This window comes from Actinocorallia sp. API 0066, assembly GCF_020991275.1.
Lineage (GTDB): Bacteria > Actinomycetota > Actinomycetes > Streptosporangiales > Streptosporangiaceae > Actinocorallia.
This window is the reverse complement of the sequence record NZ_JAJLQY010000003.1, coordinates 347,079-373,381: the sequence shown is the minus strand read 5'-3', so window position 1 is coordinate 373,381 and position 26,303 is coordinate 347,079. Positions and strand designations below refer to the sequence as shown.

Genomic DNA, 26,303 nt, shown 5'->3' with positions numbered 1-26,303 from the left:
GGGGGCGCATTGGCTGGGGGGTTTGTGGTGGAGGCGGCCAAGTCATCGTCCAAGGCTTCCTGGGTCATTGTAAGCCGAAGTGGCGTGTAATCCGTCCGGAATTATGTCTTGCTTGGCAGATCTCCATTCCAGACAAAAGATTATCTTGTGGCATGTTTGGGATATTTGTTATTTATTGAACTCTAGTGGGAGTGGGGAGTGGTGTGTAATAGTCTCTTAAGGAACGACTCGCTATCACCGGGAGTACATCGCTCTGCATGAGATTGGGCATCTGCTTTTTGGGCACAGGAGTTCCGGGTTGGGGGTGGAGGAGTTGGCGCGGCTTCTTCTGCCATCCGTCAGGAACGGCGCGGGCGGCGATCCGTTGGCGGGTTGTCGCGTATGGGGTCGCGGTCGCCGTGATGGCCGGGATCTTTCTGAGTAATCCGGTACCTGTGAGGGTCGGGACGTTCGGCGAGCTGTATGGGCAGGTGCCCATGCTCGGGGTCTACAGCGACGTGTTCGTTGTCATGCTGGGGTGGGCGGTAGTCGACCTGCTGGTCACCGGGGTCCGCTATGCGCGCCGAGCAGCATGGGCGACTTTGCGGGTGGGGCTGTGGAGTGTTTCGGCCGGTGCGGTGGTCGCATTGGCGTATCTGGCGGAGAAGTTTCTGTTCGTCCAGTCCCAGATGCTCGCGCTCGACCTGCCGATAGTGGAGGAAGAGGGCGGGTGCCCGGCCTTGGCAGCGCCCGGACGATGGTGGAAGGACCGACATCTGCACTGTCGGCTCGAACCGCTATGGCGAGTTCTGTACGAGGCGTTCCCCCAGATCGTCATGCCGACAGGCCCGCGCTTCGGTTCCCGCTGGATGCTCCAACGCAGGGTCGTGGAGATCCGTGACGGCCTGACCGCTGTGTCGCCCTGGCTGTCCGAGGTAGCCGCCGCCCTCTCGTCAGCGCTGAACCTCCCGGAGGCGACCCATGTTCGGTGACGCGTTCTTCCAGGACCCCTATCCCTTCTACGCCCGGATGCGGGAGACGAGCCCGGTGCGGCGGGTGGACGGCGGCAGGTTCCCGTTCTGGCTCATCACCGGCTACCCCGAAGCCAGGCAGGCGCTCGCGGACCCGACGCTGAGCAAGGACACCTCCCGCTACCAGCACCTCCTCGCGGGCAGCGGCACGCCGCGCGACATCGCGCCCGCGATCAGCCGCTCCCTGCTGACCACCGACCCACCCGACCACACCCGCCTACGCCGACCGATCACCCGCGCGTTCACCGCCGACATGGCCGACCGGCTCACCGGCCGCATCGAGCAGATCGCCGCCGAGCTCGTCGCCGGGATGGTCGCCCGCGGTGAAGCCGACCTGGTCGCCGACTTCGCCGTCCCCCTGCCGCTCACCGTGATCTGCGAACTCCTCAACGTCCCCGCCGAACACCGCCCCGCCCTGCACCGATGGTCCGAAAACCTCTTCCTGCACGGAGACCACCGCATCCGCGACGCCGCCTCCCACCACATCGCCGCTTACATGACCGACCTCGTCACCACCCGCCGCACCACCCCGGGCGACGACCTCATCAGCACCCTCCTAGACGCCTCCGAAGCCGACCCGGCCCTGACCGGCGACGAGGTGGTGTCCCTGGCCTCGCTCATCATCGTCGCCGGCCACGAGACCACCGCCAACCTCATCGCCAACACCGCCCTCGCCACCCTCTCCCGCCCGGCCCTGCTCACCGACCTCCACTCCACCCCCGAAACCCTCCCCGCGATCATCGACGAATCCCTCCGCTTCGAGGCCCCCCTCAGCATCGCCACCCTCCGCTTCACCACCCAACCCGTCACCTACGCGAACACCCACATCCCCGAAGCCCAACCCATCATGATCTCCCTAGCCGCCGCCAACCGAGACCCCCACACCTTCCCCTCACCCGACACCTTCACCCCCACCCACAACCCCACCCCCCACCTCTCCTTCGGCCGAGGCCCCCACTACTGCCCCGGCGCTTACCTAGCCAAGCTGGAAACCCACATCGCCCTCTCCACTCTTCTCCCCACCCACCCCACCCTCACCCAACCCCCCGAAACCCTCCCCTGGCGCAAAAGCCGCCAGATGCGCTCCCCCCAGTCCCTCCCCGTCCACTGGCCCCACCGCCCCTAATCCTCCCAAAAACTCCCCAGTGATCCCACGCTCACCCACCCCCTCATCCTTTATGACGCCGCCGAGCCAAGCACGTTGTGCAATAACCGGACGCCTGATTGTCCGTGCTTCTTCCGCGTGATGTCGGTCGCGGGCCCTAGAGTTTTCAGCCACGGGCAGCGGAGGCCATGGGCATGGAACTGGCAGAGCGGTTGCCAGCGGCTATCCGGAATGAGCAGGACAAGTCCTCTCTTCTCTAACCATCACCACATGACCTCACCGCGATGCCCCACCCCAGACCACTTCGGAACCCCAAGCACCACAAAAACCCCGGAGGGTTCCCAACCCCAAACGGGCAGAAGGTGCAACAAAGTCGACACAGAACCAGTTCCACTAAGATTACACAAGGTGATGTGCCCAGCTCATTTGCCCCTTCACCGGCCCTTCACGACCGGTCCGCATTGCGGCGGAGTCGATCCACTTCACGGCGGTGAGGCCGCCGTGGCCTTCACCGCCCCTTCACGACCGGTCCTCATTGCGGCAAGTCCTCTTCCGAGCTGTGGCGGCTGTTCAACCACCTTCACCGGCTCGTCGCGACCGGTCCTCATTGCGGCCAGGCGTGGGTCCGCGGGTTCACCGATGCACTGCGTGCCTTCACCGGCCCTTCGGGGCTGGTCTTAATTGCGACGGCACAGGTCGGCGGCCGCCTCGACGTCGAGGCGGTGCGGGCCGGCGGTGGGGAGCCCGACGATGGGGTGGCCGAGCCGTCGGGCGACCGCGGCGGTGGCGTAGTGGCCGCCCGACTCGGCGTCCAGGCAGGCGACGGTGCTGCCGGGCGGGGCGAGCGCGCCGATCGTCATCTCCATCGCATGCAGGCCCGACAGCGGCCGGACCGTCACGTGGTCCACGCCGAGAAGGCCGCGCAGCAGCGGCACCGCCAGTCCGGTCTCCAACCACGCGGTGTCCCGCCCGCCCGGGAAGTTCCATGCGGCCCTGTCATCGGCCTCGGATTCGAACATGTAGCGGGCGGCGGCATCGCAGATCAGCGGGAGCCGGGCGACCTGCGGCATCAGGGATTCAGCGGCGACCAGGTTGATGGTCCGGCGGGCCCGCTCCTGGTCCGCACGCAAGGTCTGCAGCCCGGTGGCCACGAGGGCGGCGGCCGACGGCTTCGGGGTCACCGGTCCGCTCCTGCCTGCCGGGGGCGGAGGGTGAACAGGCCGCGGCGTAGCAGCCGCGGAGCGTCGGCGGTGTCGCGGTAAGGGGTGCGGCCGTGGCCGAGTCGGTCGTTGGCCCAGAGCAGAGCCTGCCCGGCCGTCAGCGTCAGGTCGATCCGGTAGCGGCTGCCGGGCGCTGCGGCACGGTCGAGGAACCCCAGGGCGCGCTGAAGGTCGGCATCCCGGCCAGAAAGAGGCTGGTAGTGGTCGGTGTCGGTACGGCTGTAGCGCGTCACCCATCCTTCGCCGGTGCGGGTGAACGCCGGTTGTGGCGCGCTCATGACCGGGTTTGTCGGCGAACCCGGCGACACGCGGTCGCTGCCCGGCCTGGTGGTGCAGGCGCAGCGCCCCGTCGACGGCCAGCCGTTCCGGCCGGTCTTCCCTCGCGGCCAGAAAAGCCGCCGCCGCCTCCCGAGCGCCCCACGAGAACCGCAACCGCGCCCTCATCGGCGTCCGCCTCGCCGAAGTCCAACTCCGCCGACGCCACCCCGCACATGCCGCCGACACCATCACCCGCCTCGCATCCGACCTAGCGCTCGTCACCTCCGGCCGCATCACCCAAGCCCTCGTGCACCTCCGCGCCGCCTGGCGGCCCTACCTGAACGACCCGACCGTCCGAACAGCCGACGAACTCCTCAGCCCCCTCATCAGCGGCCATACGAGCCGCTGACGCCCAACCCGAAACGCAACCCCACTGACGTGGTCCGGACCCACCCAGCCGAACGGGCGGGTGACCTCAAGGGGGAAGCCGTAGCCGCGGAGCGGCTCTCCGACGGTGCGCCCGGATCGGGAGATCCTGGTTGACCGGCCCTCCGCGTTCGCCTTCGCGTGAGCGGCTCACGCCGATGCCCACCGGGCAGCCCAACCTGCGGGCCAAGGCGTACCCGCCGGTCAGCGATGACGTCCACCATTTCGAACAGCTTGTCCCAGGCAGGGTGGGCGTCAGCGGGCAGGACGGTGGCTGCGGCGATGAGAGCGCGCGTCGGCCGGTAGAGCCCGCGCAGCTCTAGGGCCGTCTGATTGTTCGTGGGTCCAGAGGATGAGGCTGGCCAGCTTGTCGTGGCGGGTGGCGATGGCTCTGAACTGCTTGAGCCGGTTGAAGCACCGCTCGGCTTGGTTGCGTTCGTGGTAGAGGTCGGTGTCCAGGGCGAGCGTCCGCCTCGGCTGCCTCTGCGCAGCCGGTTGGCGCGCTGGTCGCGTGGGAATCTTCGTAGGACCGATGGGGGATGCGGATGACTCAGTCATGCCAAGGGTTCTTCCGGCATGCAATGGATGCCGACTCTGACCATCACCACATGACCTCGCCGCGATGCCGCCCCAAACCACTTCGGAACCCCAAGCACCCACAAAAACCCCGGGAGGTTCCCAACCCCAAACGGCCACAAAACCCAACAAAGCCGACGCAGAATCGGCTCTACGCGATTACACAACGCGATACCCCCAGCTCATTTGCTCCTTCACCGGCCACCCACGGCTGGTCCTCATTGCGGCGGGCTGTGGACGGCCGCGACGGGCGGTAGCTGGCGGGGCCTTCACCGGCCACCCACGGCTGGTCCTCATTGCGGCGGTTGGTGTGGTTAGCGTCGGCGGGCGACGATCACCCCTTCACCGGCCACCCACGGCTGGTCCTCATTGCGGCCGGCCGATCGACATCAAGGCCGCTCTCCACGGTGACGCCTTCACCGGCCACCCACGGCTGGTCCTCATTGCGGCGTCAGTGAGCTGCAGACCATTGCGGACCCGTCCGCCCCTTCACCGGCCACCCACGGCTGGTCCTCATTGCGGCGGCTAGCGCTCTGTGACTGCCCCTCGTGATCGCCGTGCCTTCACCGGCCACCCACAGCTGGTCCTCATTGCGGCGGTGCGCGCCGACGACGCGGCTGAGTGGCGGACTCGGCCTTCACCGGCCACCCACGGCTGGTCCTCATTACGGCCCGGTGCGGACGCCCGGATAGCGGGCGCGCGCCTTCCTTCACCGGCTCATTGCGGCTTGGGGGACGGCCAGATCTCGTGTTTGGGGTCTCACCTTTACCGGCCACCCATGGCTGGCCCTCATCGTGCATCGATTTCAGGAGTGGCGAGGCCGGGCTCTCCACCTGGAACCGATGCCGATGAGTCGTTCGGTCGAAGGTCTGCCGTGTGGAATGTTGATCAGCGCAGCTGGCGTCGACGTCGTCTTCTTCATGTCGGGCGCTACGCCGCTGCACCGAGAGCACGTCATCGCTCATGAACTCGGGCACCTGCTCTTCGACCACGCGAACGACCTCTTCGGCGCAGACCTCCAGCCGATCCTGTTCCCCGGTCTCGATGCCGACCCGGTTGAACGGATGCTGAAGCGGGTCTCGTACACCACGCGGGAGGAGTGCGAGGCTGAGGCTTTCGTTTTGATGTTCCTCCGGCGCGTCGGCTACGGTCCTGCCGCCCCCTCTCTGGCCGACGGTGTCACCGATGTCCAGACTCGTATCGAGGGCGCTTGGGGAAAGAGCGGGAGCGGTCGAGATGACGCACGCCTACTACGTCCTGGCGTGCCTGTGCTTCGCCGGTGGGCTCTACAAGGTGCGCGATCTGCGTCGTGACCCCACGTCGCTGGCCTTGCGCGGCACCTGTTCGACCTTGGCCCTGCTGGGCCTTGCGTTCGTGACGCTGGCCCCTGCCACCCGCCTTGCCATCGACCAATGGACGGGTTTGGAGAAGGTCGCCCGGTGGTTGGGCAACAGCGCCACGCTCGCCGCCGGATACAGCATCCGGATCGTCATGGCCCTCCCTGACGGTTCCGCGTAGCGTCTGGTTACCAGTCCCACAGCCCTGCCTGACGCCTTGAACGACTCCGGCGAGAGACCGACACCTACCTGCGCTCGGCCGTCGATGGCTATGCCGGGCACGAGCGCCGACCCGCCCCCACCGCGGCGGAGTTCGTCGACCAGCCCAACGAGCTCTACGACTGGTCCGCCCTCGGCATCCGCCAGATCGCCCACCACCGCGCTGATTGTCACCGTCAAGCAAGCCTGGCTTACGCCCCTATGTCGGGCGTGGTCCAGGAAGCGGACCGAGCGCGGATTGGAGCCGGGGCGCGGTCTCAGCCCGCTGAGATGGAGGGTGTGTTCAGGGATGCTGACGCTGAGGTGGGCGCGGTATCCGTGGTGGTGCGTTGGCGCAGGGCGGGGACGATCCACCCTCGGCCGGAGTAGACCGGTTCGCCTGGGCGCGACCGCGCGGGTTCGGCAGCATATGGACCCGGTCGGGTCCGACTAGCGCCTCAAAAGGGCTCTGGCGGCATCTGCCTAGCCAAGCCCCGTCCGTATCTCTCCCCGCCAGTCCATCGCGCTGCCTGGTGGGGCAATGGTCAGCTTGGCCGCGTTCGTTGTCGGACGCATGCAACCCGGGCTTCGCAGCCGAACAATCGGCGAGAATGTCATGAAACCCAACCCGAGCCTTCCTTTCAAGCTAACCTACGTTTCATGGTATGGCGCAAGCGGAACTCCAAACACTATCCTTACCGGGGGCGCGGGACGGGGAAGGTCCCTCTTCCTCGGGCATCTGATACTGCCGTGGTTGTCGAGGTGCGCTGCGGATTCATGGCGTCAGTATTTGTCGATGGCCTCATCGACACTCCGGAGCGACTTGAGAGCAGGCCGGGAATCGGCGACATCGGTTCAGGATCTGGTCGATACATCGTCGCTGGCGACACTCGATACGATCCCGATCAGGACAAGGAGGTCCATGTCCCGTACACCCACGTCCAGGTGCGATCCCGGATCTATGGTTCGGATTCCAGTGGCTCGTTCCCCGGCGGCTGGAAGGCCAGATTCCTGCAGGTCGAGGAGATTCCCGAACTGCTGTCCTCGGTCAGTGGTGGCGAAGATGAAGTGATCCGCTATCAGGGTCCTCCGATAGACGCCGTGCTGAATTTCGGCATTCATTATGGCTCGCTCGAATTTCTCGGTTCCGACGACGTCAAGATCGACGCTCTCTGGAGCGGAAGTGCACCGTTCCGCGGAACCGTACGGATTCCTGGACCCGGATTGCTCCAGGTCCGGGGCCACGACTGGTCGGTCACCCTGAAACCCGCCAATCAGGCCAGAGTTCGTTCTTGAATCAGGCCAGTTGTCCGCTGGTATCTCCGGGAAGACGTCGGCGGTCGGTCGCGTTAGGGGTTGAAGGTGGTCTTCGCGGCCGCCGTGGAACACGACCCAGCCCAGACCGTTCACGGCTTGACTGTCGTTGTTCCTCTCTGGCTCGGTTCGGCCTGGGATCCTGAGGTCCCCTTGGATGGTAACCGGCCCCGATTGCGCGACCTCTGGGCAGATGCCCGAGTTGTCGCATCTTGGTGTCTGGATTGTATTGATTCGAGGTTCTTGGTGTCGGTTGGGTTTTTGGTGGTGTCCTGTCTGTTTGTATTTCGGGACGAGTAGGACATTGTTGGTGGGCGTCGGTTTTTGTCGGTGGGGTCTCTTAGTCTTTTGGGAGTCGTTTCGGAGGAAGGTGGAGGTCCATGGGAACTGGGTTGTCGACGAGGTTGTTGGAGAGTGTGGGGGAGGGCAGCGGGCAGGCGGGGGTTTCGGTGCGGGGGGTGTATCGGTCGGCGGTGGAGGCGAAGGTGATGCCGCCGACGTTCCCGGAGGGGTCGGTGCTGTCGGACGGGGTGAAGGTCCCGTATCTGGTGGAGCCGCGGCAGGTGGACGGGGAACGGCGGGAGCGGACGGTGGTGCTGGACCAGGTGCCGTCGCAGGCGAACCGGGTCGAGGAGGCGCTGCTGGCGGCGCGGGACGCGGGGCGGCTGGGGATCCCGCTGTTCGTGTTGAGGGCGGTGACGTCGCACGGGCCGGTGCGGTTGACGTCGCTGGAGTTCCCGCACCGGTACGCCGACGCCTACCTGCGCGACAGCCTGGTGGAGGGGGTCGCGTTCGACAAGAGCGAGGTCGGCAAACGGCTCCGGGAGGTGCGGGCGGAGGACGCCCGGGGCCTGTTCGAGCTGGATCCGGGGTCGCTGGTGTTCGGCGCGTGGGATTCGCACCGGAAGGGGCGGTGGCCGAAGTTCGCGCGGTTCTACACCTCGTCGATGTTCGGCCTGGATCCGGAGGTGGGGGCTCGCCGGAGCATCCGGTTCGACCCGTTGAACCTGCAGGGCGGGATCGACGACAAGGGCAAGGCGGAGGACGGCTGGAAGTTCGTGCCGGAGGGGACGAAGTCCAAGGGCACGAAGCTGAGCGAGATCGGGCACGGCAACGCCATGGCGAAGACGCCACCGCCGGGAGGCGTGTCGATCTCGGAGGCGCGCCGGGACGCGTGGATCTCGCTGGCCGGCCTGGAGCGGGTCCGGTTCGGTGACGCGTCGCCGGAAGCGGCGCGGGCCGCTCGGGCGACCCTGCTGGCGCTGGCGCTGGCGGGCGACCGGCTGGCGTTCGACCGTCCGTCGCTCTTCCTGCGGTCGGGGTGCGACCTGGTGCGGGTGCGGGAGGCCGTGGCGTTCGAGGGCGACGGCGGCCGGGTCGAGGAGGTGGAGGTGTCGGCGGCGGACGCGGTGGCGGCGTTCACGGAGCTGCGGCAGCACACCGCGGAGCTGGGCCTGGAGATGAGCACCGAGACGGTCGAGTTGGCGCCGAACGCGTCGTTGGCGCAGGCGATCGAGTTCGCGGTGGCCAAGGCGACGGCCGAGGACTGACGGTGCTGGCTATCACGGCGCGGTTGCGCGAGGGAAGGTACGAGGCGGCGGGGCAGCGGCCGGACGAGGCGGAGTGGCCGCCGCATCCGGCGCGCCTGTTCTGCGCGCTGGTCGCCTCGGCGACCGAGGACGCGCACTGGGAGGTGCTGCGCTGGCTGGAGGCCGCCGGGGCGCCGGAGGTGTGGGCGTGCGCGCGGTACACCTCCTCGAAGCGGCAGGGCTGGGTCGTCACGAACGCCACGGACAGCTCGGCGGCCAGCCAGCACAGGCTCGGCCGCACCAACGGCCTCCGGGTCCGGGTCACCGCCGAGCCCGCCGATCCGGAGTTCGCCGTGGTGTGGCCCGCGGCCGAGGCCCTGCCCGGGACGGTGGAGGCGGTGCGCGCCCTGGCGCGGCGCGTCCCGTATCTGGGCCGTTCGACGTCTCCGGTGACGTTGCGGGTCGAGGATGTCGCCGTGCGGCCTCGGGAGTCGTGGGAGAGGTTCCGGCCTGCGCAGCCGGGGGAGCGGGCGGCGGTGCCGCTGCGGGTTCCGTACCCGGGTTACACGAGCCGGCTGCGGGAGGCGTACGAGGAGGGGAGCCGGGCCTGGGAGGAGTCGTCGTCGATTCCGTACGTGCGGGTGGAAGAGGAGCAGATCCGCGACGCGGACGCGGTGGCGTCTCCGTTCGAGGAACTGCTGGTGTTCCCGTTCGAACGCGGGACGGTGAAGCCGTCAGGCGACTCGCTGCTGGCGTTGACGTCCCGGCTGCGCGAGGCGGTGATGTCCCGCATCGGCACGAACATCCCGCCGCAGGTGTCCGGGCACGGCTCCGAGGACCGTCGGCACCTCGCCTACCTGGCCCTGCCCGACGTCGGCCATGAGCACGCCAGCGGCAGGATCCTGGGCGTGGCGCTGGGAATCCCCGCGGACCTGCCCTCCGACGACTACGCGGTGCTGTGGGAGGCGGTCGTCGAGCGGCCCCTGGACCACCTGTGGCTCACCCGGCAGACGCAGGTGAAGCTGGAGCATCCGCTGGAGTTCTCACCGCTCCAGGGTGTGCAGCCGGGCCGGTGGACGGGCGGGGCCGGGGGCAGCCACGGGTGGACGACGGTCGCGCCGCTGATGCTCGACCGCTTCCCCAAGCGCAGGAACGGCGACGAGGCCGTGCTGCGCGAGCTCGCCGCGTCGGTGGTGCGCGCCGGTTACCCCGAGCCCGAGAAGGTGGAGTTCGCCGAAGCCCCGATGATCACGGGGGGACTGCACCGGATTCCTCGCCGGTCCTTCCCCGAAGGCCGCCCGATGAAGCCGCTCGTGCACGCCCGCGTGACGTTCGCGGCGCCACAGGTCGGCCCCGTTCTGGTCGGCGCCTTCCGCTATCTGGGGCTGGGCCTGCTCGCCCCGGCGAAGGAGAACCCATGAACGCCCTGCGAGCAGCGGACTTCCCTGCCTTCTACCAGGCGGTTCACGGTCACCGGCCTTTCCCTTGGCAAACCGACCTCGTCACCCGCGTCCTGGGCGACGGCCGGTGGCCCGACGTCCTGGACGTGTCGACCGGCTTGGGCAAGACCTCGGTGATCGATGTCGCCGTGTTCGTCGCCGCCGCACGGCCCGAGCTGGCGCGCAGGCGTTTGTTCTTCGTCGTGGACCGCCGCCTGATCATCGACGAGGCGTACGAGCACGCCGGTAAGATCGCTGACGCGCTTCGCGCCCCGGAAGACCCTCTCGTCGCCCGGGTCGCCGAGGCGCTGCGGCAGCCCGACGACGACGTGCCGCTGCAGGTGATGCGGATGCGCGGCGGCGTCACGTGGTCGTGGCGCTGGCTGGACCGGCCCGACAGGTACGCGGTCGTGGTGGGAACCGTGGACCAGGTCGGCAGCCGCCTGCTGTTCCGCGGCTACGGCGTGGGCGAGCACCTGCGGTCGATCGACGCGGCCCTCGTCGGCGTCGACAGCATGATCGTCCTGGACGAAGGGCACCTGTCGGAGCCGTTCCGGCGGGTCGTCGACGCGATCGGGCGGCTGGATCCGGGGGAGGGGCCGAGGCTGCTCACCATGTCGGCGACCGTCCCCGGAGCCGACGGGCTGCGCGTCCACCGGATCAGCGCCGCGGACGAACAGCACACCGTGGCGCGGCGCCGCCTGCACGCGGAACGGAGGCTGCACCTGCTGGAGCCGTCCGCGACGAAGACGACGGCGGTGACGGTCGTCCCATCGGTCATGGCCGCCTGGGCGCATGCGCTGGCAGGCGGGCCGGATTCGGGGCGGGTCGTCGCGGTGGTGTGCAACACCGTCGCGCGGGCACGGGCTGTCTTCGACCGGATCGGCCCCGGCCCCGACCGCCTGCTGCTGGTGGGCCGGTCACGGCCGATCGACCGCGAGTACCTCCTCGCCACCCACTACGACCGGATCAAAGCGGGCCGAAAACGCGCTCCGGGCAAACCGCTGGTTATCGTGGCGACTCAGACAATCGAGGTAGGCGCGAACATTTCCGCCGACGCCCTCCTGAGCGAGTCCGCGGCCATGTCCTCGATCGTGCAGCGCCTGGGCCGCCTCGACCGGCTCGGAGAACTCCCGACGTCCCCGGCCCTGATCGTGCACGATCCGACCTGCACCGCCGACGATCCGATCTACGGGCAGTCCAGACTCGCGACCTGGCGGCTGCTGCGCGGCCTGGCCGACCCGCTGGACGCGAAGACCGTGCCCACAGACGCCCTCCCCGGTGGGCTGGCCGCCTCACCGATGGCGCTGCGAGCCCTGCTCGACGGCCTCGACCCGGACACCCGTGCCGCGCTCCAACCTCCCCAGCCCTACATCCCCCACCTGGGCGCGGACGTACTCGACGCCTGGGCGCGGACCTCACCGGCCCCGCACGCGGACCCGCCCGTCGCCCCGTACCTGCACGGCATCGGACACGGGCAGCCCGACGTCGCCCTGGTCTGGCGGTCCGAGCTCCCCGTAGACCCCGAGGCATGGGGACGGCAGCTGGCCGCCGTCCCACCGGTCGCCGAGGAGGCGCTGGAGATCCCCTTCGCCGTGGCCCGCCGCTGGCTCGCGGGCCTGTCGGCCGCCGAGGTCGGCGACGTCGAAGGCGAAACCGACGACAACACGGGGGCCGATGATCCGGGCGGTGGTGCCGTCCTCGCCGTCCGCGTCACCGGGCCCGGCACGTCATGCGAGCGCGTCACCGCCGACACGCTGCGGCCCGGCGACCTGCTGGTCGTCCGCGCCGAAGCGGGCGGCTGTGACGAGTTCGGCTGGCACCCGGACTCCACGGCGGCGGTCACCGATCTCGCCGATCTCGCCCGCCGCCGGGGCAGGCCCCTCCTGCGCCTGCGGCCGACGCTGCGCGACCTCACCGGCCGAAGGCACCCGGAACTGCTCCCCGTGCTCGACGCGCTCCTCGCGTTGCGAACCAGCACAGGAGAGCTCCCCTCGGTGAGCGCGGTCCGCTCCTGCCTCAAGGGGCTTCCCCCGGGCGGGCTACCGCTGGTCGACAACTTCGCCAGGCTCGCCGAGCGGCTTCGTGTCACGTCCTACGAGGCCGAGCAGGACGTCGTCGTGGTGCTGTCCAGCAGGGGCGGGGGGTTCGCCGGAGACGAGGGCGCCCTCGAATCCTCCGGCGCCGGAAACCCGGTCGGCCTCGACGAGCACCACGCCCAGGTGGGCCGCCGGGCCGCGATCTTCTCCGCCAACCTGGCACTGCCCGAGGAGCTCCATAGCGCGGTCGTCGCCTCGGCCGAATGGCATGATCACGGCAAGCGGGATCCACGGTTCCAGGCGATGCTCCACCAGCGGCCGTTGCGCGCGCTCGGCAGGGCCCGCCTCCTCGCCAAGTCCGGGATGGACCCGGCCGACCGGGCGGCGTTCCGCCGCGCCCAGGCCATGGCCGGGTACCCCGGCGGGATGCGCCACGAGGCGCTGTCCGCCCGCATCACCGCCGAACTCCTGCCCGATGCCGACGACCTCACCGTCCACCTCGTCGCCGCCCACCACGGCAGGGCCCGCCCCCTGCTCCCGCCCGTGGAAGATCCGGCATCGCTGAACCTCACCGTCACCGTCGACGGTCGCGCGGCGGACTTCCCCACCGACCGGACGATCGACCTCGACGCGCCGGATCGCTTCGCCGCCCTCAACACCCGTCTGGGCCGATGGACGCTCGCCCACCTCGAAGCCGTCGTCCGCCTCGCCGACATCTGGTGCTCCGAGCGCGCCGAACCCGAACAGGACACCGATGCCCACCCTTGAACTCCCCGCCCTGGACGGCCACGATCCCCTCGGCTTCCTCGCGGCGCTCGGCCTCCAATGCCTCCTCACCGATGAGCTGCCGGATCCCGTCCGCCTGTCGTTCTCGCCCTTGACCGGGCGGGCCCTCCTCGACAGCCCGCTGCCGGACGTCGAAGCCATCACCGACGTGCTCGCCGGCATCGTCGCCCGGGCGTCGGACGGCACCGCCATCATCGGCGTCCACGACGACTTCCCCTTCCGGCCGGCCAACGCCGCCGACGTCAAAGCGGGCCGCGCCGACAACCAGAAAGACCCCATCCGCACGCCGCGCCACCTCTACCCCGCCCTCGTCGAACGCACCCGGCGCTGCGACCCCCGCGCCCTGCCGTGGCTCCGCGCCGTCGTCACCGACCTCGCCGTCGACAAGGAGGGCCGCGTCGCGCTGACCCCCTTCTGCGCGCCCAGCGGCAAACAGAGCGTCCGCACCTACTTCACGAAGCCGCTCGAAGAAGTCCGCCGCCACCCCGCGCACCTCCACCACGCCCTCACCCGATGGCGCCGCACCGACAACTTCACCGGCGAGTACCTCGACCACCGCGTCATCAACGACGCCGCCCACCACCCCCAAGGACAGTCCACCGAACGAGGAGTCCCCGGCGCCACCTGGCTGGCCACCCAAACCCTCCCCCTCTTCACCTTGACCGGCGACGGCCACCGCACCCTCAGCACCCTCTGGCACCACCACAACAACCGTTACCTCATGATCTGGCCCCTCTGGACCCACCCCCTCACCCTCACCCCAACCCAAACCCTCCTCAACCACCCTCACATCACCCCCACCACCAACGCCCCCTCCCTCCACAACCTCACCGTCTTCACCCTCGCCGCCGCCGAACGCAAACCCCTCCGCAAAAGCCTGGGCCCCCTCACCCCCACCCCCTGGCCCCCACCCCCACTCCGGAACCCCAAGCCCCCACAGAATCCCTAGACGGTTCCCAACCCCAAACAACCCCAAAAAACAACAAACCCGACACAGACTCGCCCCCTCAACCTCACCCCCCGTAGTAACCCCAGTTCATCCGCCCCGTCACCGGCCCACCCAGGCCGGTCCCCATTGCGGCACCGGACTCGCCACGAGGAGCCGGTGCCGGTCGATGCCGTCACCGGCCCATCCAGGCCGGTCCCCATTGCGGCCTCTAGGCGGGGTGGTGGCTGTAGTCGCGGTGGGGGTCCGTCACCGGCCCATCCAGGCCGGTCCCCATTGCGGCCGGTACGTGTACGAGCCCGGTGAGCCCATAGGCCGGCCCGTCACCGGCCCATCCAGGCCGGTCCCCATTGCGGCTTGGACATGGCGCACACCGAGTTCGCGTCCGCTGCCCCATCACCGGCCCACCTAGGCCGGTCCCCATTGCGGCGCCCTGATCCCCGCAGTCTTCCCCGAGCGCCGCGGCCCGTTACCGGCCCACCCAGGCCGGTCCCCATTGCGGCTTGGATCTCGGTCTGCTTGTTGCCGTTCAGCCGCTCCGTCACCGGCCCACCCAGGCCGGTCCCCATTGCGGCACCGCGGAGATCCGCATCGGGTCGATCGGGCAGTACCGCCTTCACCGGCCCATCCAGGCCGGTCCCCATTGCGGCGAGGACCCGGACATGAAGGTCGGAGAGTTCGGCCAGACCTTCACCGGCTCATCCAGGCCGGTCTCCATTGCGGCTTTGTGTCGGGTATAGACGAGCTGGCGGTAATCGTCGCGTTCGCCGGTCCTTCCGGGGCGGTCCGCGTTTGGGGGCGTGTTGGACCTGTGTGAGGGCATAGTGGGGGGCTTGGGTTCGGGGTGGGATTTGGTGAAAGAGGCGGATCGGTTCACGTGGGTTCGTCCATCGGAGAGAGTGGGACGTCCGGCGGGTCGGATGTCTGGGAGATCTAGGAGGGGTTGGGTATGGCGATCTTGAACATTGGGGAGGGGCCTCGGTTGACGGTGGTGGGGGCTGGGGGTGGGCCTCGGGTGGTGGCGGGGTGGCGGGAGTTGTTCAGGGACGGGACGGCGTTGGTTGGGAGTGGGGGTGCATTGGCTGGGGGGTTTGTGGTGGAGGCGGCTAAGTCGGTGATGACGGGGGAGGCCGATAAGAGCGTGTGGTTGGTGGTGCTTGGGGGGCTGGTGGGGTTGGTGGTTGTGGGGGTGGGGTTTTGGTTGCGGGAGCGGGCTAGGCGCCGGGTCCAGGTGGGGATTGTGGTGACGGCGGCCGATGTGCGGCGTGGTGTGCCTGCGGGGGTGCGTAGTGACGAAGGGGCCGAAGCGTATAGTCGCGCTCGTTATCCGCTCACGCTGAAGACTGCGGTTCAGGTGCCGGATGCTGGGCCGCGTGCGAAGGAGCTTGTCGACGCGCTGGTCGATGAGACGTTGACCGCGGCGACGATCTCCGAGCGGCTGTCGCCTGACGCGTTCTGCATCAACGTCATTCCTACGATGGAGTTGCACCTGGCGTTCTACTTCGGTGCGCGGCTGGGGCAGACGCATGCGCGCGAGATCGTCGTGCACGCCAAGAACACCACGGGGGGTGCCGACGCGCCCTACTTCCCGGCCACGGCGCTGGCTGTCACCGAGACGGACGCGGCGCCTCTTGTCGTTGGGAGCCTGGAAACCCTGGAAGGGGGAGACCCTACGAAGGCGGCGCTTGCCCTGGACCTTCAGGCCCGTGGTGACCAGTTCTTCGCGCCCGTTGTCCAGACCTGTCGCGAGCAGCGCGTCGGCACTCTGTTGCGTCTGCACAGCCCGACGCAGCTCCTCACCCCCGATCGTGACACGTTCACCGGGGCGGTCGAGCAGATCTACCGCGCCTGGCGTGACGCCCCGCTTCCCGTGGCCGCCCGCACCGGCAAGTGCTCCGTCTTCCTCAGCGGGCCCGCTGCCATCGCGCTCGCGCTCGGAGCGCGCCTCGCTGGGGCCGACCATGGCCGGTGGACCGCCTACTCCTTCAACAGTGCGAACAGCACCTACGAACCCTTTCCGCCCGCCGTCGTCCCGGAGATCACTGCCTGAAGCATCACGGCGCCCCATTTCGGTGCCGGGTTTGTTGCCGGACATAAAGGGCGGCCTTTCCATCCTTATTTCGTGGACGTCGGGTGGTTCGCTCGGTCGTTTGGTGAAAGGGGCGTCAGGAGGGGGTCTGGGCCGAATATGGTGCTGTGGTGTCCGGTCGGGGAGAAGGTGCCGGGTGGGTGGATCGGGGATGTGGGTGGCGAGGTATCCGGTGGTGATCGGGACGTCGGGGACGCAGGGGTACATCTTCGCGTCGAACAAGCGTCGGGAGAATGTGGGCGCGTCGTATCTGGTCGCCCGTGTTGAGGAGGCGTGGCTGGACGGGGCGCTCGCGGCCGTTGGGGGGAGGCGGGGCGAGCGTCTGGGTGACGGGCCGGTCGAGATCGTGACGGCGAACGCCGGTGGTGTGAGCGCGCTCGTCGAGGACGTCGCGGTCGGTCGTGAACTCGTCGCGTGGATCACCGGGCGGGCGCTGCTGGAGGCGCCGGGCCTGGACGTCTGCGGGGCGGTCGGGGAGCCCGTTGACGAAGAGAGAGCCGACGGTGTCGCCGAGGCGTTGCGCCTGGCCAGGTCCAGGCTTCCGGCGGTGCGGATGGCCCGTCCGGGGCCGCAGGCGCGGTTCGTCGGGCTGCCGGTCGCGGCCCGGTGCACGTCGAGCGGGTTGCCCGCGCGGCTGGAGATGTCCCTCGCGAAGGACGGCACGAAGGAGCCCAGGTCGGCTGCGAGCGCGGCCAAACTCGACGCCTTCGAGAAGGCGTTGCGGCGTCTCATCAACAAGATGGGGCTTCCGCCGAGGGTCGAGACAAGGCGAGGCGTTGAGAAGGACACGAGAGAAAGCCTGCGCGAGGTAGTCGACTATCTGGAGGACAAGGCCGAGTGGGTCGCCGTCGTCCACGCTGACGGCAACGGTCTGGGCGCGGTGTTCCAGAGCCTCGGGTCCCTGGTGGCGCGGGACGGCTACCGTGGCCCGGATTATCCGGACGCGCTGCGTGGTCTGTCGGCCGGAGTCGACAAGAGCGCGGAGCGCGCGTTCCAGGACACCGTGTGGGAGTTGGGGAACGCCGTTGACGCCGGGGGCGGGCCGAGATACCGGCGGGTCGCCGGGCTGCTGCCGATCCTCCCGCTCGTGCTCGGCGGCGACGACCTCACCGTGGTGTGCGACGGCCCGATGGCCCTCGACTTCGCCGAACGCTACCTGACCCTTTTCGCCCGTTACGCGGCCGAAAACGCGGGGATCAGCAGGGTGCTCGGCGAGACGGGGCACGGCCTCGGCGCCTGCGCGGGCGTCGCGATCGTCAAGCCGCACTTCCCGTTCCACAGCGCCGTCCACCTCGCCGAGTCGCTGACGAAGGAGGCGAAGATCGCCAAGGAGAAGCTGGGCCCCGACCGGTGCGCCCTGTCGTTCCACGTCCTGTACGAGAGCGCGATCGCCGACCTCGCGCGGCTGCGCGCCAACACGACGCTGCCGGACGGCACGCGGCTCGTCGCCCAGCCCTACGTCGTCGGCGAGGTCGGGGACGACCCGGACGGCTGGGCGCGCCACCGGCACTGGACGGATCTGCGACGGCGGGTCGCGGCGCTCGAACGGCGCGACGAGGACGGCCGGGTCCTGCCCGCGAGCCAGACGCACGATCTGCGCTCCGGCCTGTTCCTCGGCCGGAAGGTCGCCGACGCGCGGTTCGCGGCGCTGTCCACCAGGCTCGGCGGCTCGGCGGTCGGCGACATCGCCGGAGACGACGGGTCTCCCTTCTGGTCGCACGACGAGGTGACGAGCACAGGGCTGTTGGACGCGATGGACGCCGTCGGTTTCCTGCACGCCTCCCCGGAGGCGCGGACATGACGGTTCTCCAACTGCGTCTCACCATGCTGAGCGACTGGCACATCGGTACGGGCACGGTGACCCGTGGCGTCACGACCAGCCGGGTGCTGCGCGACGACGACGGCCTCCCGTTCGTCCCCGCCAAGACGCTGGTCGGGGTGTGGCGGGACGCCTGCGAGGTCGCCGCCCGCGCCTGTGACGGAGACACGGCGGGCCGCTGGCACGCCTGGGTGGAGTACCTGTTCGGCAGCCAGCCCGCGTATCCCGCCGCCGAAGCCGGGCGGACGCCGGACCCGGACGCGAGCGCGCCCCGTCCGGCCGCGCTGCTCCTGGACGGCCCGCTCCGCCTCCCGCCCGCCCTGGGCCAGGCGATCGCCGCCCGACCCCGGCTGCGGGAGGCGGTGACGTTCGTGAAGCCGGGCGTCGCGCTCGACCCCCGTACCCGCACGGCCGACAGCGGAAAGCTCCGCTTCGATGAGATGGCTCGCGGCGGTGTGACGCTCGTAGGCAAGGCCGTTCTTCCCGACATGACCTCCCAACAGTCGTTCTACGCCACCACCCTCCTCTGGGCGGGAGCCGAGCTGCTGGAGGGCATCGGAGGCAAGCGGCGCAGGGGCGCGGGCCGCTGCGAGCTGGAGATGACCGTCGGGAACTGGAAGCCGAACTACAGCCTTCTGGCAAAGAACCCACCCGACCCGCCCGGCCCGCCGCGCCCGGACACCACAACGCCGGACGTCCCGGCGATGGCCGACGCCTGGCAGCGCGTCAGGCTGACCATCGAGGTCAGGACGCCGCTGATCGCCCACGGGCGGACGATCGGCAACCTCGTGGAGGGGCTCGGCCACGTCCCCGGATGGACGCTGCTGCCCGCCGTCCTGTCCTGGCTGGGGCCGCTCCGGCCCGAGGCGGGCGGCGCGGCCCGGCGCGGCGACCTTGTGGTGACGTCCGCGACGCCGACCCGGGACGGCGTCCCGTCCCGCCCGATGCCCCGCGTGCTGGCGAGCCCGAAGGGCGACGAGTCCAAGGTCGTCAACCGGATGACGCAGCACGTCAGCAAGAAGGACGAGACGGTGAAGCCGCGCGCGTCCGGCTACGTCGTCACCCGGCCGGGGGAGGCCCCGGTGGTGCTGCGTCCGGAGTTCGTCACCCGGACGCACAACACGATCAACGACGAGAAGCAGCGCCCGACCGAGGATCTCGGCGGTGTGTACGTCTACCGGGCGCTGCGGCCGGGCACGGTGCTGGCCGCCGAGGTGCGGGTCCGGGACGGTGTGCTCCCCGACGGCTGGGCGGATCGGCTCGCCGGGTCGTGGCGGCTCGGCCGCTCCCGCAAGGACGACTACGGCCGCGTCGACGTCACCGTCGAGCCCCTGCCCGGCCGTCCCGAACCGGAGCTGTGCGCGGACGGGCGGCTGCGCGTGTGGCTGCTGTCCGACACGCTGGTGCAGGACGAGCGGCTGCGCCTCAGCGCTGACATCCGTGACCTCGCCAGTGCCCTTTCTGCGGCGTTCGCGGCGGCGGGCACGCCCGGGGTCGTTCTGGAGCGGGTCCTGGAAGAAGACGGGTTGGTGCCCACGGCGTTCGCGGTGTCGCGGACCGAGTCCTGGCACACGGGCTGGGGGCTGCCCCGGCCGAGCCTGCTCGGCTTCGCGGCGGGCGGCTGCCTGACCTTCGAGATCACCGAGGGACGGGTCGGGCCCGAGGCGCTCGCGGCCGTGGAACTGGCCGGAGTCGGGCTCCGCAGGGGCGAGGGCTTCGGCCAGGTCAGCTTCAACGACCCGCTGCTCACCCAGGCCGTCGAGGAGCCCAAGCAGCCGGACAAGACGGGCGAACAGCCGGACGAAGCCGTCGAGCAGCCCGCTCCCGTCCTCCTGCGCAAGCGGGACGACGGCGACGCCCACGCCGCCGCCGAGCTCATCGAACAGGCGGCCTGGCGCGCGGAGATCTGGCGCACGGCCGAGAGCCTCGCGAACAAGGGGGACGTCCTGGACCGCTTCCAGAAGGTGAGCGTCACCCGCCTCAACAGCCTGCGCGGTGTCCTCGACCAGGACTCCAGGGATCCGGAGACGCTCCGGAAGCGCGTCGCGCTCCTCACCGAACGCTGGGGCGACCGGGACGGCCCGGCCGCCCGCGAGCTGATGACCACCGGCGACGCGCTCTGGAATCGGCTGGAACTGCCCCTCACGGAACTCTGCCTGACCGAGGGCGCCGAGGAGAGGTTGCGCGACGAACTCGGGCTGGAAGCGCTGCGCGCCCTCGTCAGCGCGTGCCTCGCCGTCCACACCCGCCGGGCCGCCGCCGCGCACGCGGGGGCCGGGTCATGACGGGCACGCCGGTGCGGGGACGTCCGATGCGCGTCAGGTTCCGGGTCAGCGGCTGGCTGCGGCTGAAGACGCCGCTGCACGTGGGCGGGATCGGCCTTGACCCGGCCGAGGCGCTGCCCGTGGCGGTGGACGGGCAGGGCCGTGCCCATGTGCCGGGCACCGCGCTGGCCGGGGCGTTCCGCTCCTGGATGCGCGGCACACGGACCGAGGCGGGTGCTTTGTCGGACCTGTGGGGCTTTGTCGCCGAGGACGACTCCGACCCCGGCACGGTCAGCCGTGTCGTCGTCCATGACGCCGTGATCGTCACGGACGCGCGGGAGCCGCTCGACGTGACGGCGCTGCCCGTCCGGCACGGGGTCGCCATCGACCGCTACACCGGGGCCGTGGCGGCGGGGTTCCTCTACGCGCGCACCGTGGTGCCTCCCGGCAACCTCCTCCACCTGGAGCTGGACATCGAGTCCACGGCCGCGCACCGCGCCACCGACCGGGCCCGGCTGGCGGTGCTCCTGGACGCGCTCGGGAACGCGGAGATCTCGCTGGGCGCGGCCGCGAGCCGGGGCCTCGGAGTCGTCCGCCTGGAGGAACACGGCGTCTCCGTCTGGGAGCACGACTTCACCAGCGCGGCGGGACTCATCGCCTTCCTCACGGACAACGCGAAGCGGTCCGCTGCCGACGACGGGAAAGCGGCGGACCTTCCCGACCGCCGGAGATTCCTCACCGTCACCATCGAGTGGAAGCCGCTCGCACCCGTCATGGTGCGCGCCGGGCAGGACGGCGCCGTCGTCCAGACGCTCCCGCTGATGACCAGTCTCGACGCCGACACCCTCGTCTTCACGCTGAGCGGCAGCTCCGTCAAGGGGGCGCTGCGCACGCACGCCGAGTTCATCGAACGCACCGCGCGCGGCGACGACCTCCCGCGACCGCTCGCCGACGAGGCGCCGGTGCGCGAGCACGAGGCCCGGTTCCGCGCCCAGCTCGACGGATATCCCACGGTCAAGGCGCTCTTCGGCGCGGCCCGCCAGGACAACGGCGACAAGGGGCCCTTCTGGGGAAGCGCGGCCCTGGCCGTCAAAGACACCTACAGCACCACAAAGCTCTCCGCCGAACTGTGGCGGGAACTGGCCCTCGGCGTCGCGGAGCCCGGTCAGGGAGGGGAGTCGGCTCTGTCGGCCAAGACGCTGGAGAAGCTGAAGAAAGCCGGTGTGTTCCAGGCCGACCACGTCGCCATCGACAGGTGGACGGGCGGCGCTGCTGACGGGCTGCTCTACAGCGTCCTGGAACCGGCGGAGGTCAGGTGGGAACCGATCGTCCTACGCGTTGATCTCGACCGTCTCGACCTCTACCAGGACAGCGCGCTCGCCCTGCTGCTGCTCATCCTGCGCGATCTGCGCGGCAGGCGGATCCCGCTCGGCGGCATGGTGAACCGCGGCTTCGGCGACGTCGAAGTCAGCAAGATCACGCTCACCGGTGGCCCGTGGGGCGGGCAGGTGACGCTGGAGCAGGCACTGCGCAAGTCCGGCGAGCAGCAGAAGGCGTGGACGGCCTACCTCGAACAGCCGCAGACCGCGACCGAAGGCGGTGAACCGTGACGACCCTGCACTACGCGGCCCGCGACGACACGGGCCTGGACCGGGTGCTCGCCGAGGCTGCCGACGGGTCCGTCGCGCTGCTCTCGACGCCGTGGCGTTACCACGTCGCGCTCGTCCGGTCCGGCGCGGCGACGACGCGGGCGGGCGAGGTTCCGCTGACCGACGTGTTCGAGGCGCGGATCTTCAACGACAACGCCGAGTTCCGTTGGTCCCAGACCGGGCCGGGAACGGGCAGGGCCGTCGTGCTCACCGAGAACCCCTCGCCCGTCGCGGGGTTCGGCGATTTCGCCGATATTCAGACGATCGGGACGCACCAGACCGAGTACCTGCTGTGGGGCGGCTCGCTCGGCCCCACGGACGGCTGGAGCATCCTGGCCACCGCCCGGATCGGGAGGCTGGAGATCCCCGGGGACGTCCCCGAGGGCGGCCGTGCCTCGCTCGTCGCGCTGGAGTACCTGGCGCGGGAGCAGGAGCACGGGAACGTGTACGTGGCCGAGGAACGCCTCCTGCGTTTCAGCCGGGCGGAGCCGAGACGACCGGAGGGCGCGTGAGCGAGCAGAAGAAGTCCGAGTTCGTCCCGGACGGCCACACGTTCCTCAATCCCTACACCTTCGTCTCCACGCCTTCCCGCGACGGCCTGGGCGAAGCGTTCGGTGACGCCCCGCCGCCCGGCCACGACCGTCTCCACGAGCGGAGGTGGACTGGATCGCTCACGGTCCGCCTCACCGTGCGGACCCCGCTGCTCCTGCTCGACGCCGCGCGCCGCGAGAAGGGCGGGAACACCGCCGACGAGCACTTCCTCTACCCCCTGCTCAGCCGACGTGGCAAGCCGCATCTTCCGGCGACCTCGGTCAAGGGGATGCTGCGCTCGGCCTACGAGATCGTCACCAATTCCCGGTTCGGTGTCTTCGACGCGCTGGACGAGCCGCTCGGCTGGCGCCGGAACGCCGACGACGCCGCGACGATGACGCCCGTGCGGATCAGCGACGACGGCGAGCGGATCGAGTTCTGTGAGGCCGCGAAGGTCGAGATGTATCCAGGGCCGAAACACAAGCTCACGCACGGGCAGCGGGTCTGGGCCATCGTCATGGGAACGGGCTGGAACAGCAAATGCACGGAACTCCGCACGGAACCGGACCCGGCGTCAAAGCGTTCCTGGCGTGAGGGGTACGCATTCGTCACCGGGCAAAACATCGACCGGAAGAAGCACGAACGTGTTTTCTTCGTGAACGGCAAGACACAGCCCCTGAACGAAGAACTCAAAAAGCGCTGGACCGACCTGATAGACAACTATCTCGGGGCGCACACCGCGGAGGAACTCAAAAAACCGCCACCCCAGATGGGCACCGACGCCGCCGCGGCCGAATGGAGCCGCCATCTCAAGGTCGACGGGTGCAGGGAACTCACCCCGGGATCGCTCTGCTATGCCCGGACGAACGACAGAAAAGAGATCGTCGCGCTCTACCCGGTGGCGATCCCACGGGACATCAGCCGTAAGACGGTCAGCGAACTGCTTCCGGAGCCGCTGCACCCCGCCCCGGACTTCACCTCGCTGTCCCCGGCCGACCGGCTTTTCGGGTGGGTCGCGCGCGAGGGCTCGGGCCTGCGGACCCCCGCCTACCGGGGCAGGCTCCGCGTCGGCCCCGTCGAGTGCCATGAGCCGAGCGTCATGGAGTTCGGCAAGAACGGTATGCCGCTCGCGATCCTGCAACAGCCGAAGCGGTCGCAGGGGCGCTTCTCCTGGAAGGCGACCCGCCCCACCGGCGCGCCGCTCACGAAGGAGGAGATCTACGGTTCGGCCGACCAGGAGGTACGGGGCCGCAAGGTGTACTGGCATCACGTCGGAACGGAGGGCGACACCGAGTACTGGAGCCGCCCCGCCGACGGCCAGGGAGCCGACCCCACCCAGGCGCCCGTCAAGGGCCGGTACCGGGAGTTCACCCGTCCCCGGACCCTGGTGGAGGACGACGGACCGGCTCTGACCGGCAAAGGCGACGCCTTCCGCACCCGTTCACCCGAACAGCGCGACAGCCAGAACCGTTCCGTCCGCGCGTGGGTGAACCCGGGCACGGAGTTCACCTTCCGGATCGACCTGCGCGATGTGGACGACGTCGAACTGGGCGCCCTCGGCTGGCTGCTGAGCCTGGACGACCGCCACCACCACCGGCTCGGTCTCGGCAAACCGCTCGGGTTCGGCGCCGTCCGGCTCAGCGTCGACAGCGCCGACCTGCACAGCGGCGCGCAATGGGCCGAGTACTACCGCGGCCTCGACCAGGACCTCCCCAAGACCGACGGCCTGAGGATCGTCGAAGAGGCGATCGCCCACTTCGAGCGGCACCGGGACGAGGACGGCCTGGGCGGCGTCGCCGCCGAGTTCCTCGCCGTGTCCGAGGGCGTGCCCAACATCCCCGTCCACTACCCCCGAGTCCGCCCGGACGGGATGGACCCGGGCGTTCCGGTACCGCCCGACCCGAGAGGCCGCTCCTACGAGTGGTTCACCGCCAACGAGAAGCTCAAGGGCAAGACCGTCGCCCCCGGCCACGGCCGCTCCCTGCCACGCCCACTCTCAACCGACCGCCTCCCCCTCTACAAGCACAAGGGAAAGGAGTGAAGCCCGCCCGCACCCTCCTTCTGCACCCGATCGGCGGCGGCGACCTCGGCCTGCCTCCCCCCGCCAGGCCCGCCGACCGCGACGGCGGCGCGACGCCCGTCCCCCGGCTCCGTCCCCTGGAGAAGATCTTCGCGGGTCTCGCCGAGGCGGGCGTAGCGATCTCCGGGCTCACGCTGCTCTCGACCGTCAACGTCCACCGGCCCGGCACGGAGTCGTTCGCCGAGCAGGGACGGCGGCTGCGCGACGGGCTGTGCGGCGAGCACGGCATGTTCGGCCGGGCCTTCGCACCCGGCCAGGTCCGGGCCGTGGAGCGACGGCCCTCGCCGGGCTCGCCCCCGCCGCCGCCGAGATCGCCCGGTTCGCCCCGGACACGTGCCTGGTGACCTCGGGCAGCGGCGCCACCGGGCTCTCCGTGGCGGCCCTGCTGGCTTCGCTGGACGCCGGGTGCCCGACGAGCCGGGTCCCCGTTGACGCGGCCGCCGCCCCCTACGGCCTGCCGGACCTCATCGGCACCCGGGAACCGCTGCGTCAGTGGCTGCTACGCCATCGGTTCTGGGCGGAACTCGCCCAACTCGACCCCGCCGGAGCCGCGCTGTGGCGTCTCCTGGCCGCCCGTCAGCGCGCCGACACCAGCGCCGCGCGGGGCCCCGTCGCGGGGGTCACCGCAGGGCAGCTGACGAAGCTGAAGGAGCTGTGGCCGTCCGTGCAGGCAGCCTTCTTCGAACGTGTCGTCCGGGGCGAGGCGATCGACCAGTCGTTGCTGCGCGCCTGGCTCGCGTTCTACAGGCGGGCCGCCAGGCACACCGCCCACCTCGCGGGCCCGGGATCCGCTCCGCTGCCGGAGACCATCGTCGCCTGCGCCGACGCCTGGGAACGCGGCGACCTGACACCCGCGCTCGTGCGCGGCCGGAGCCTGACCCCGTGGCCCGTCCTCGGGTCCGGAGACGCGCTGGTGCTGATGGGCGTCGGTCTCGGCCCCGCCGCCGATCCCCGGGACGCCGAAGGCCGGACGGCCGTCCGGCTGGTCCTGGCCGAGACGGCGCGGTACCGAGCCGCGCTGCCCCGCCCCGGCCGGACGAGGCTGCGGCTGCTCGCCACCGCCGAGACGATGGCGCGCGCCGGAACACTGGCCGCCGAGGCCCGCTGCACCGCGCCCGGCACGGCGGCGCTCCGTGCCTGGCTCCGGTCGGCGTCGCGTGGTGCGCCGACTGCGAGTCGGACCATAACGACCTGCTGCACGCGAGCTTCATCCGCCTGCGCGGCGCGCTGGACGGCGCCGTGCCCACCACACGCGCGGGCGAACGCGTCCGCGAACTTGTGGTGCTGCGCGACTTCCTGACCTCTCAGGAGGCGGCGCACGAGGACGCCGCCGCGCACGCCGCCGCCCTGGCGGGAACCGACGAGGCCCCCGCCTGGCTTCGCGCGATGCGCGCCCAACTCGTCCACTATCCGCTGCGCCACCTGGAGGAACGCGTCCGCAGGGCCGACGCGGTCCGGCGCGGCGCCTCGGCCCGCCCCGACCGCGACCTCCGCCAGGCCGCCTGGGCGGCGCCCCTCCGCTCCAACGAGGCAGACCTGGACCTGCTGATCGCCGCCGTGTTCCGCGCCCGACGCGGCGCCCCCGACCCCTGCGAACCGCCGACAGACCTCCTGACACGCCACCACCTCAGCTGAGCCGAAGCGACCCGCCGAACCCGGACGCTCCTGGCCCGCCTCCACACCGTCAA

At 70.2% G+C, this 26,303-nt stretch carries 20 protein-coding genes, 1 pseudogene and 2 CRISPR repeat arrays; of the genes and pseudogenes, 18 read left to right on the top strand and 3 right to left on the bottom strand.

Features of this window, described 5'->3' with window-relative positions:
• Positions 1–257 precede the first annotated feature (257 nt).
• On the top strand, positions 258–971 hold the full coding sequence (locus LO762_RS09460; protein ID WP_230614099.1) for a DUF6545 domain-containing protein: 714 nt from the start codon (positions 258–260) through the stop codon (positions 969–971).
• Entirely contained in the window at positions 961–2,136 is a 1,176-nt protein-coding gene (locus LO762_RS32430) for a cytochrome P450 (protein ID WP_255685311.1), read from the top strand. The genes LO762_RS09460 and LO762_RS32430 overlap by 11 nt, the downstream gene beginning before the upstream one ends.
• A gap of 656 nt (positions 2,137–2,792) precedes the next feature.
• Here LO762_RS32430 and LO762_RS09450 read toward each other — a convergent pair.
• Together LO762_RS09450 and LO762_RS09445 are read right to left on the bottom strand one after the other, a co-directional pair.
• A complete protein-coding gene (locus LO762_RS09450) occupies positions 2,793–3,296 on the bottom strand; it encodes a hypothetical protein (protein WP_230614098.1) in 504 nt (167 codons plus the stop codon).
• Positions 3,293–3,613, bottom strand: a complete 321-nt coding sequence (locus LO762_RS09445) for a TauD/TfdA family dioxygenase (RefSeq protein WP_230614097.1) — start codon at positions 3,611–3,613, stop codon at positions 3,293–3,295. Before LO762_RS09445 ends, LO762_RS09450 begins: the two co-directional genes overlap by 4 nt.
• 8 nt (positions 3,614–3,621) lie before the next feature.
• Here LO762_RS09445 and LO762_RS09440 point away from each other — a divergent pair, with 8 nt between their 5' ends.
• A complete protein-coding gene (locus LO762_RS09440) occupies positions 3,622–4,002 on the top strand; it encodes a hypothetical protein (protein WP_230614096.1) in 381 nt (126 codons plus the stop codon).
• A gap of 272 nt (positions 4,003–4,274) precedes the next feature.
• On the opposite strand, the pseudogene LO762_RS09435 reads toward LO762_RS09440, so the two are convergent.
• Positions 4,275–4,484: pseudogene (locus tag LO762_RS09435) on the bottom strand (hypothetical protein); the annotation flags it as partial.
• A gap of 302 nt (positions 4,485–4,786) precedes the next feature.
• Positions 4,787–5,338: direct repeats of the CRISPR family, unit length 37 nt; unit sequence CCTTCACCGGCCACCCACGGCTGGTCCTCATTGCGGC.
• Positions 5,339–5,831: 493 nt separating this feature from the next.
• Here LO762_RS09435 and LO762_RS09430 point away from each other — a divergent pair.
• The 15 genes from LO762_RS09430 (at position 5,832) to LO762_RS09355 (ending at position 26,250) form a co-directional block, all read left to right on the top strand.
• The gene (locus LO762_RS09430; protein ID WP_230614095.1) at positions 5,832–6,113 is read left to right on the top strand and encodes a hypothetical protein; all 282 of its coding nucleotides are present in this window, start codon (positions 5,832–5,834) and stop codon (positions 6,111–6,113) included.
• Positions 6,114–6,880: 767 nt separating this feature from the next.
• Positions 6,881–7,426: a hypothetical protein gene (locus LO762_RS09425; protein ID WP_230614094.1), complete on the top strand. Its 546-nt coding sequence runs from the start codon at positions 6,881–6,883 to the stop codon at positions 7,424–7,426.
• A 398-nt stretch (positions 7,427–7,824) separates the two neighbouring features.
• Positions 7,825–8,994, top strand: a complete 1,170-nt coding sequence (gene cas7u, locus LO762_RS09420; protein ID WP_230614093.1) for a type I-U CRISPR-associated RAMP protein Csb1/Cas7u — start codon at positions 7,825–7,827, stop codon at positions 8,992–8,994.
• A gap of 2 nt (positions 8,995–8,996) precedes the next feature.
• Positions 8,997–10,394: a type I-U CRISPR-associated protein Csb2 gene (gene csb2 / locus LO762_RS09415; protein WP_230614092.1), complete on the top strand. Its 1,398-nt coding sequence runs from the start codon at positions 8,997–8,999 to the stop codon at positions 10,392–10,394.
• Positions 10,391–13,219: a type I-U CRISPR-associated helicase/endonuclease Cas3 gene (cas3u, locus tag LO762_RS09410; protein WP_230614091.1), complete on the top strand. Its 2,829-nt coding sequence runs from the start codon at positions 10,391–10,393 to the stop codon at positions 13,217–13,219. Before csb2 ends, cas3u begins: the two co-directional genes overlap by 4 nt.
• On the top strand, positions 13,206–14,186 hold the full coding sequence (locus LO762_RS32425) for a hypothetical protein (protein ID WP_255685304.1): 981 nt from the start codon (positions 13,206–13,208) through the stop codon (positions 14,184–14,186). Before cas3u ends, LO762_RS32425 begins: the two co-directional genes overlap by 14 nt.
• A 99-nt stretch (positions 14,187–14,285) precedes the next feature.
• Positions 14,286–14,907: direct repeats of the CRISPR family, unit length 22 nt; unit sequence CCAGGCCGGTCCCCATTGCGGC.
• 516 nt (positions 14,908–15,423) lie between these two features.
• A complete protein-coding gene (locus LO762_RS09395; protein WP_230614087.1) occupies positions 15,424–16,233 on the top strand; it encodes an SAVED domain-containing protein in 810 nt (269 codons plus the stop codon).
• Positions 16,234–16,429: 196 nt separating this feature from the next.
• Positions 16,430–18,073, top strand: coding sequence for a hypothetical protein (locus tag LO762_RS09390; protein ID WP_230614085.1), 1,644 nt, complete (start codon positions 16,430–16,432; stop codon positions 18,071–18,073).
• On the top strand, positions 18,070–20,376 hold the full coding sequence (locus LO762_RS09385; RefSeq protein WP_230614084.1) for an RAMP superfamily CRISPR-associated protein: 2,307 nt from the start codon (positions 18,070–18,072) through the stop codon (positions 20,374–20,376). Before LO762_RS09390 ends, LO762_RS09385 begins: the two co-directional genes overlap by 4 nt.
• Entirely contained in the window at positions 20,373–21,965 is a 1,593-nt protein-coding gene (locus tag LO762_RS09380) for an RAMP superfamily CRISPR-associated protein (RefSeq protein ID WP_230614082.1), read from the top strand. The genes LO762_RS09385 and LO762_RS09380 overlap by 4 nt, the downstream gene beginning before the upstream one ends.
• Positions 21,962–22,516, top strand: a complete 555-nt coding sequence (gene csx19 / locus LO762_RS09375; protein WP_230614081.1) for a CRISPR-associated protein Csx19 — start codon at positions 21,962–21,964, stop codon at positions 22,514–22,516. Before LO762_RS09380 ends, csx19 begins: the two co-directional genes overlap by 4 nt.
• Positions 22,513–24,576, top strand: a complete 2,064-nt coding sequence (locus tag LO762_RS09370) for a TIGR03986 family CRISPR-associated RAMP protein (RefSeq protein WP_230614080.1) — start codon at positions 22,513–22,515, stop codon at positions 24,574–24,576. The genes csx19 and LO762_RS09370 overlap by 4 nt, the downstream gene beginning before the upstream one ends.
• The gene (locus LO762_RS09365) at positions 24,573–24,959 is read left to right on the top strand and encodes a hypothetical protein (protein WP_230614079.1); all 387 of its coding nucleotides are present in this window, start codon (positions 24,573–24,575) and stop codon (positions 24,957–24,959) included. Before LO762_RS09370 ends, LO762_RS09365 begins: the two co-directional genes overlap by 4 nt.
• Positions 24,956–25,915 (top strand): hypothetical protein, encoded by a 960-nt coding sequence (locus tag LO762_RS09360; protein WP_230614078.1) that lies wholly within the window; start codon positions 24,956–24,958, stop codon positions 25,913–25,915. Before LO762_RS09365 ends, LO762_RS09360 begins: the two co-directional genes overlap by 4 nt.
• Positions 25,855–26,250 (top strand): hypothetical protein, encoded by a 396-nt coding sequence (locus tag LO762_RS09355; RefSeq protein ID WP_230614077.1) that lies wholly within the window; start codon positions 25,855–25,857, stop codon positions 26,248–26,250. The genes LO762_RS09360 and LO762_RS09355 overlap by 61 nt, the downstream gene beginning before the upstream one ends.
• The last annotated feature ends 53 nt before the right edge of the window (positions 26,251–26,303 follow it).

Bases quoted from the DNA above. Each gene is read 5' to 3' on its own strand.
- LO762_RS09460 (WP_230614099.1), top strand. From the start codon at position 258: ATGAGATTGGGCATCTGCTTTTTGGGCACAGGAGTTCCGGGTTGGGGG.
- LO762_RS32430 (WP_255685311.1), top strand. From the start codon at position 961: ATGTTCGGTGACGCGTTCTTCCAGGACCCCTATCCCTTCTACGCCCGG.
- LO762_RS09445 (WP_230614097.1), bottom strand. From the start codon at position 3,613: ATGAGCGCGCCACAACCGGCGTTCACCCGCACCGGCGAAGGATGGGTG.
- LO762_RS09430 (WP_230614095.1), top strand. From the start codon at position 5,832: ATGACGCACGCCTACTACGTCCTGGCGTGCCTGTGCTTCGCCGGTGGG.
- cas7u (WP_230614093.1), top strand. From the start codon at position 7,825: ATGGGAACTGGGTTGTCGACGAGGTTGTTGGAGAGTGTGGGGGAGGGC.
- cas3u (WP_230614091.1), top strand. From the start codon at position 10,391: ATGAACGCCCTGCGAGCAGCGGACTTCCCTGCCTTCTACCAGGCGGTT.
- LO762_RS32425 (WP_255685304.1), top strand. From the start codon at position 13,206: ATGCCCACCCTTGAACTCCCCGCCCTGGACGGCCACGATCCCCTCGGC.
- LO762_RS09385 (WP_230614084.1), top strand. From the start codon at position 18,070: ATGACGGTTCTCCAACTGCGTCTCACCATGCTGAGCGACTGGCACATC.
- LO762_RS09380 (WP_230614082.1), top strand. From the start codon at position 20,373: ATGACGGGCACGCCGGTGCGGGGACGTCCGATGCGCGTCAGGTTCCGG.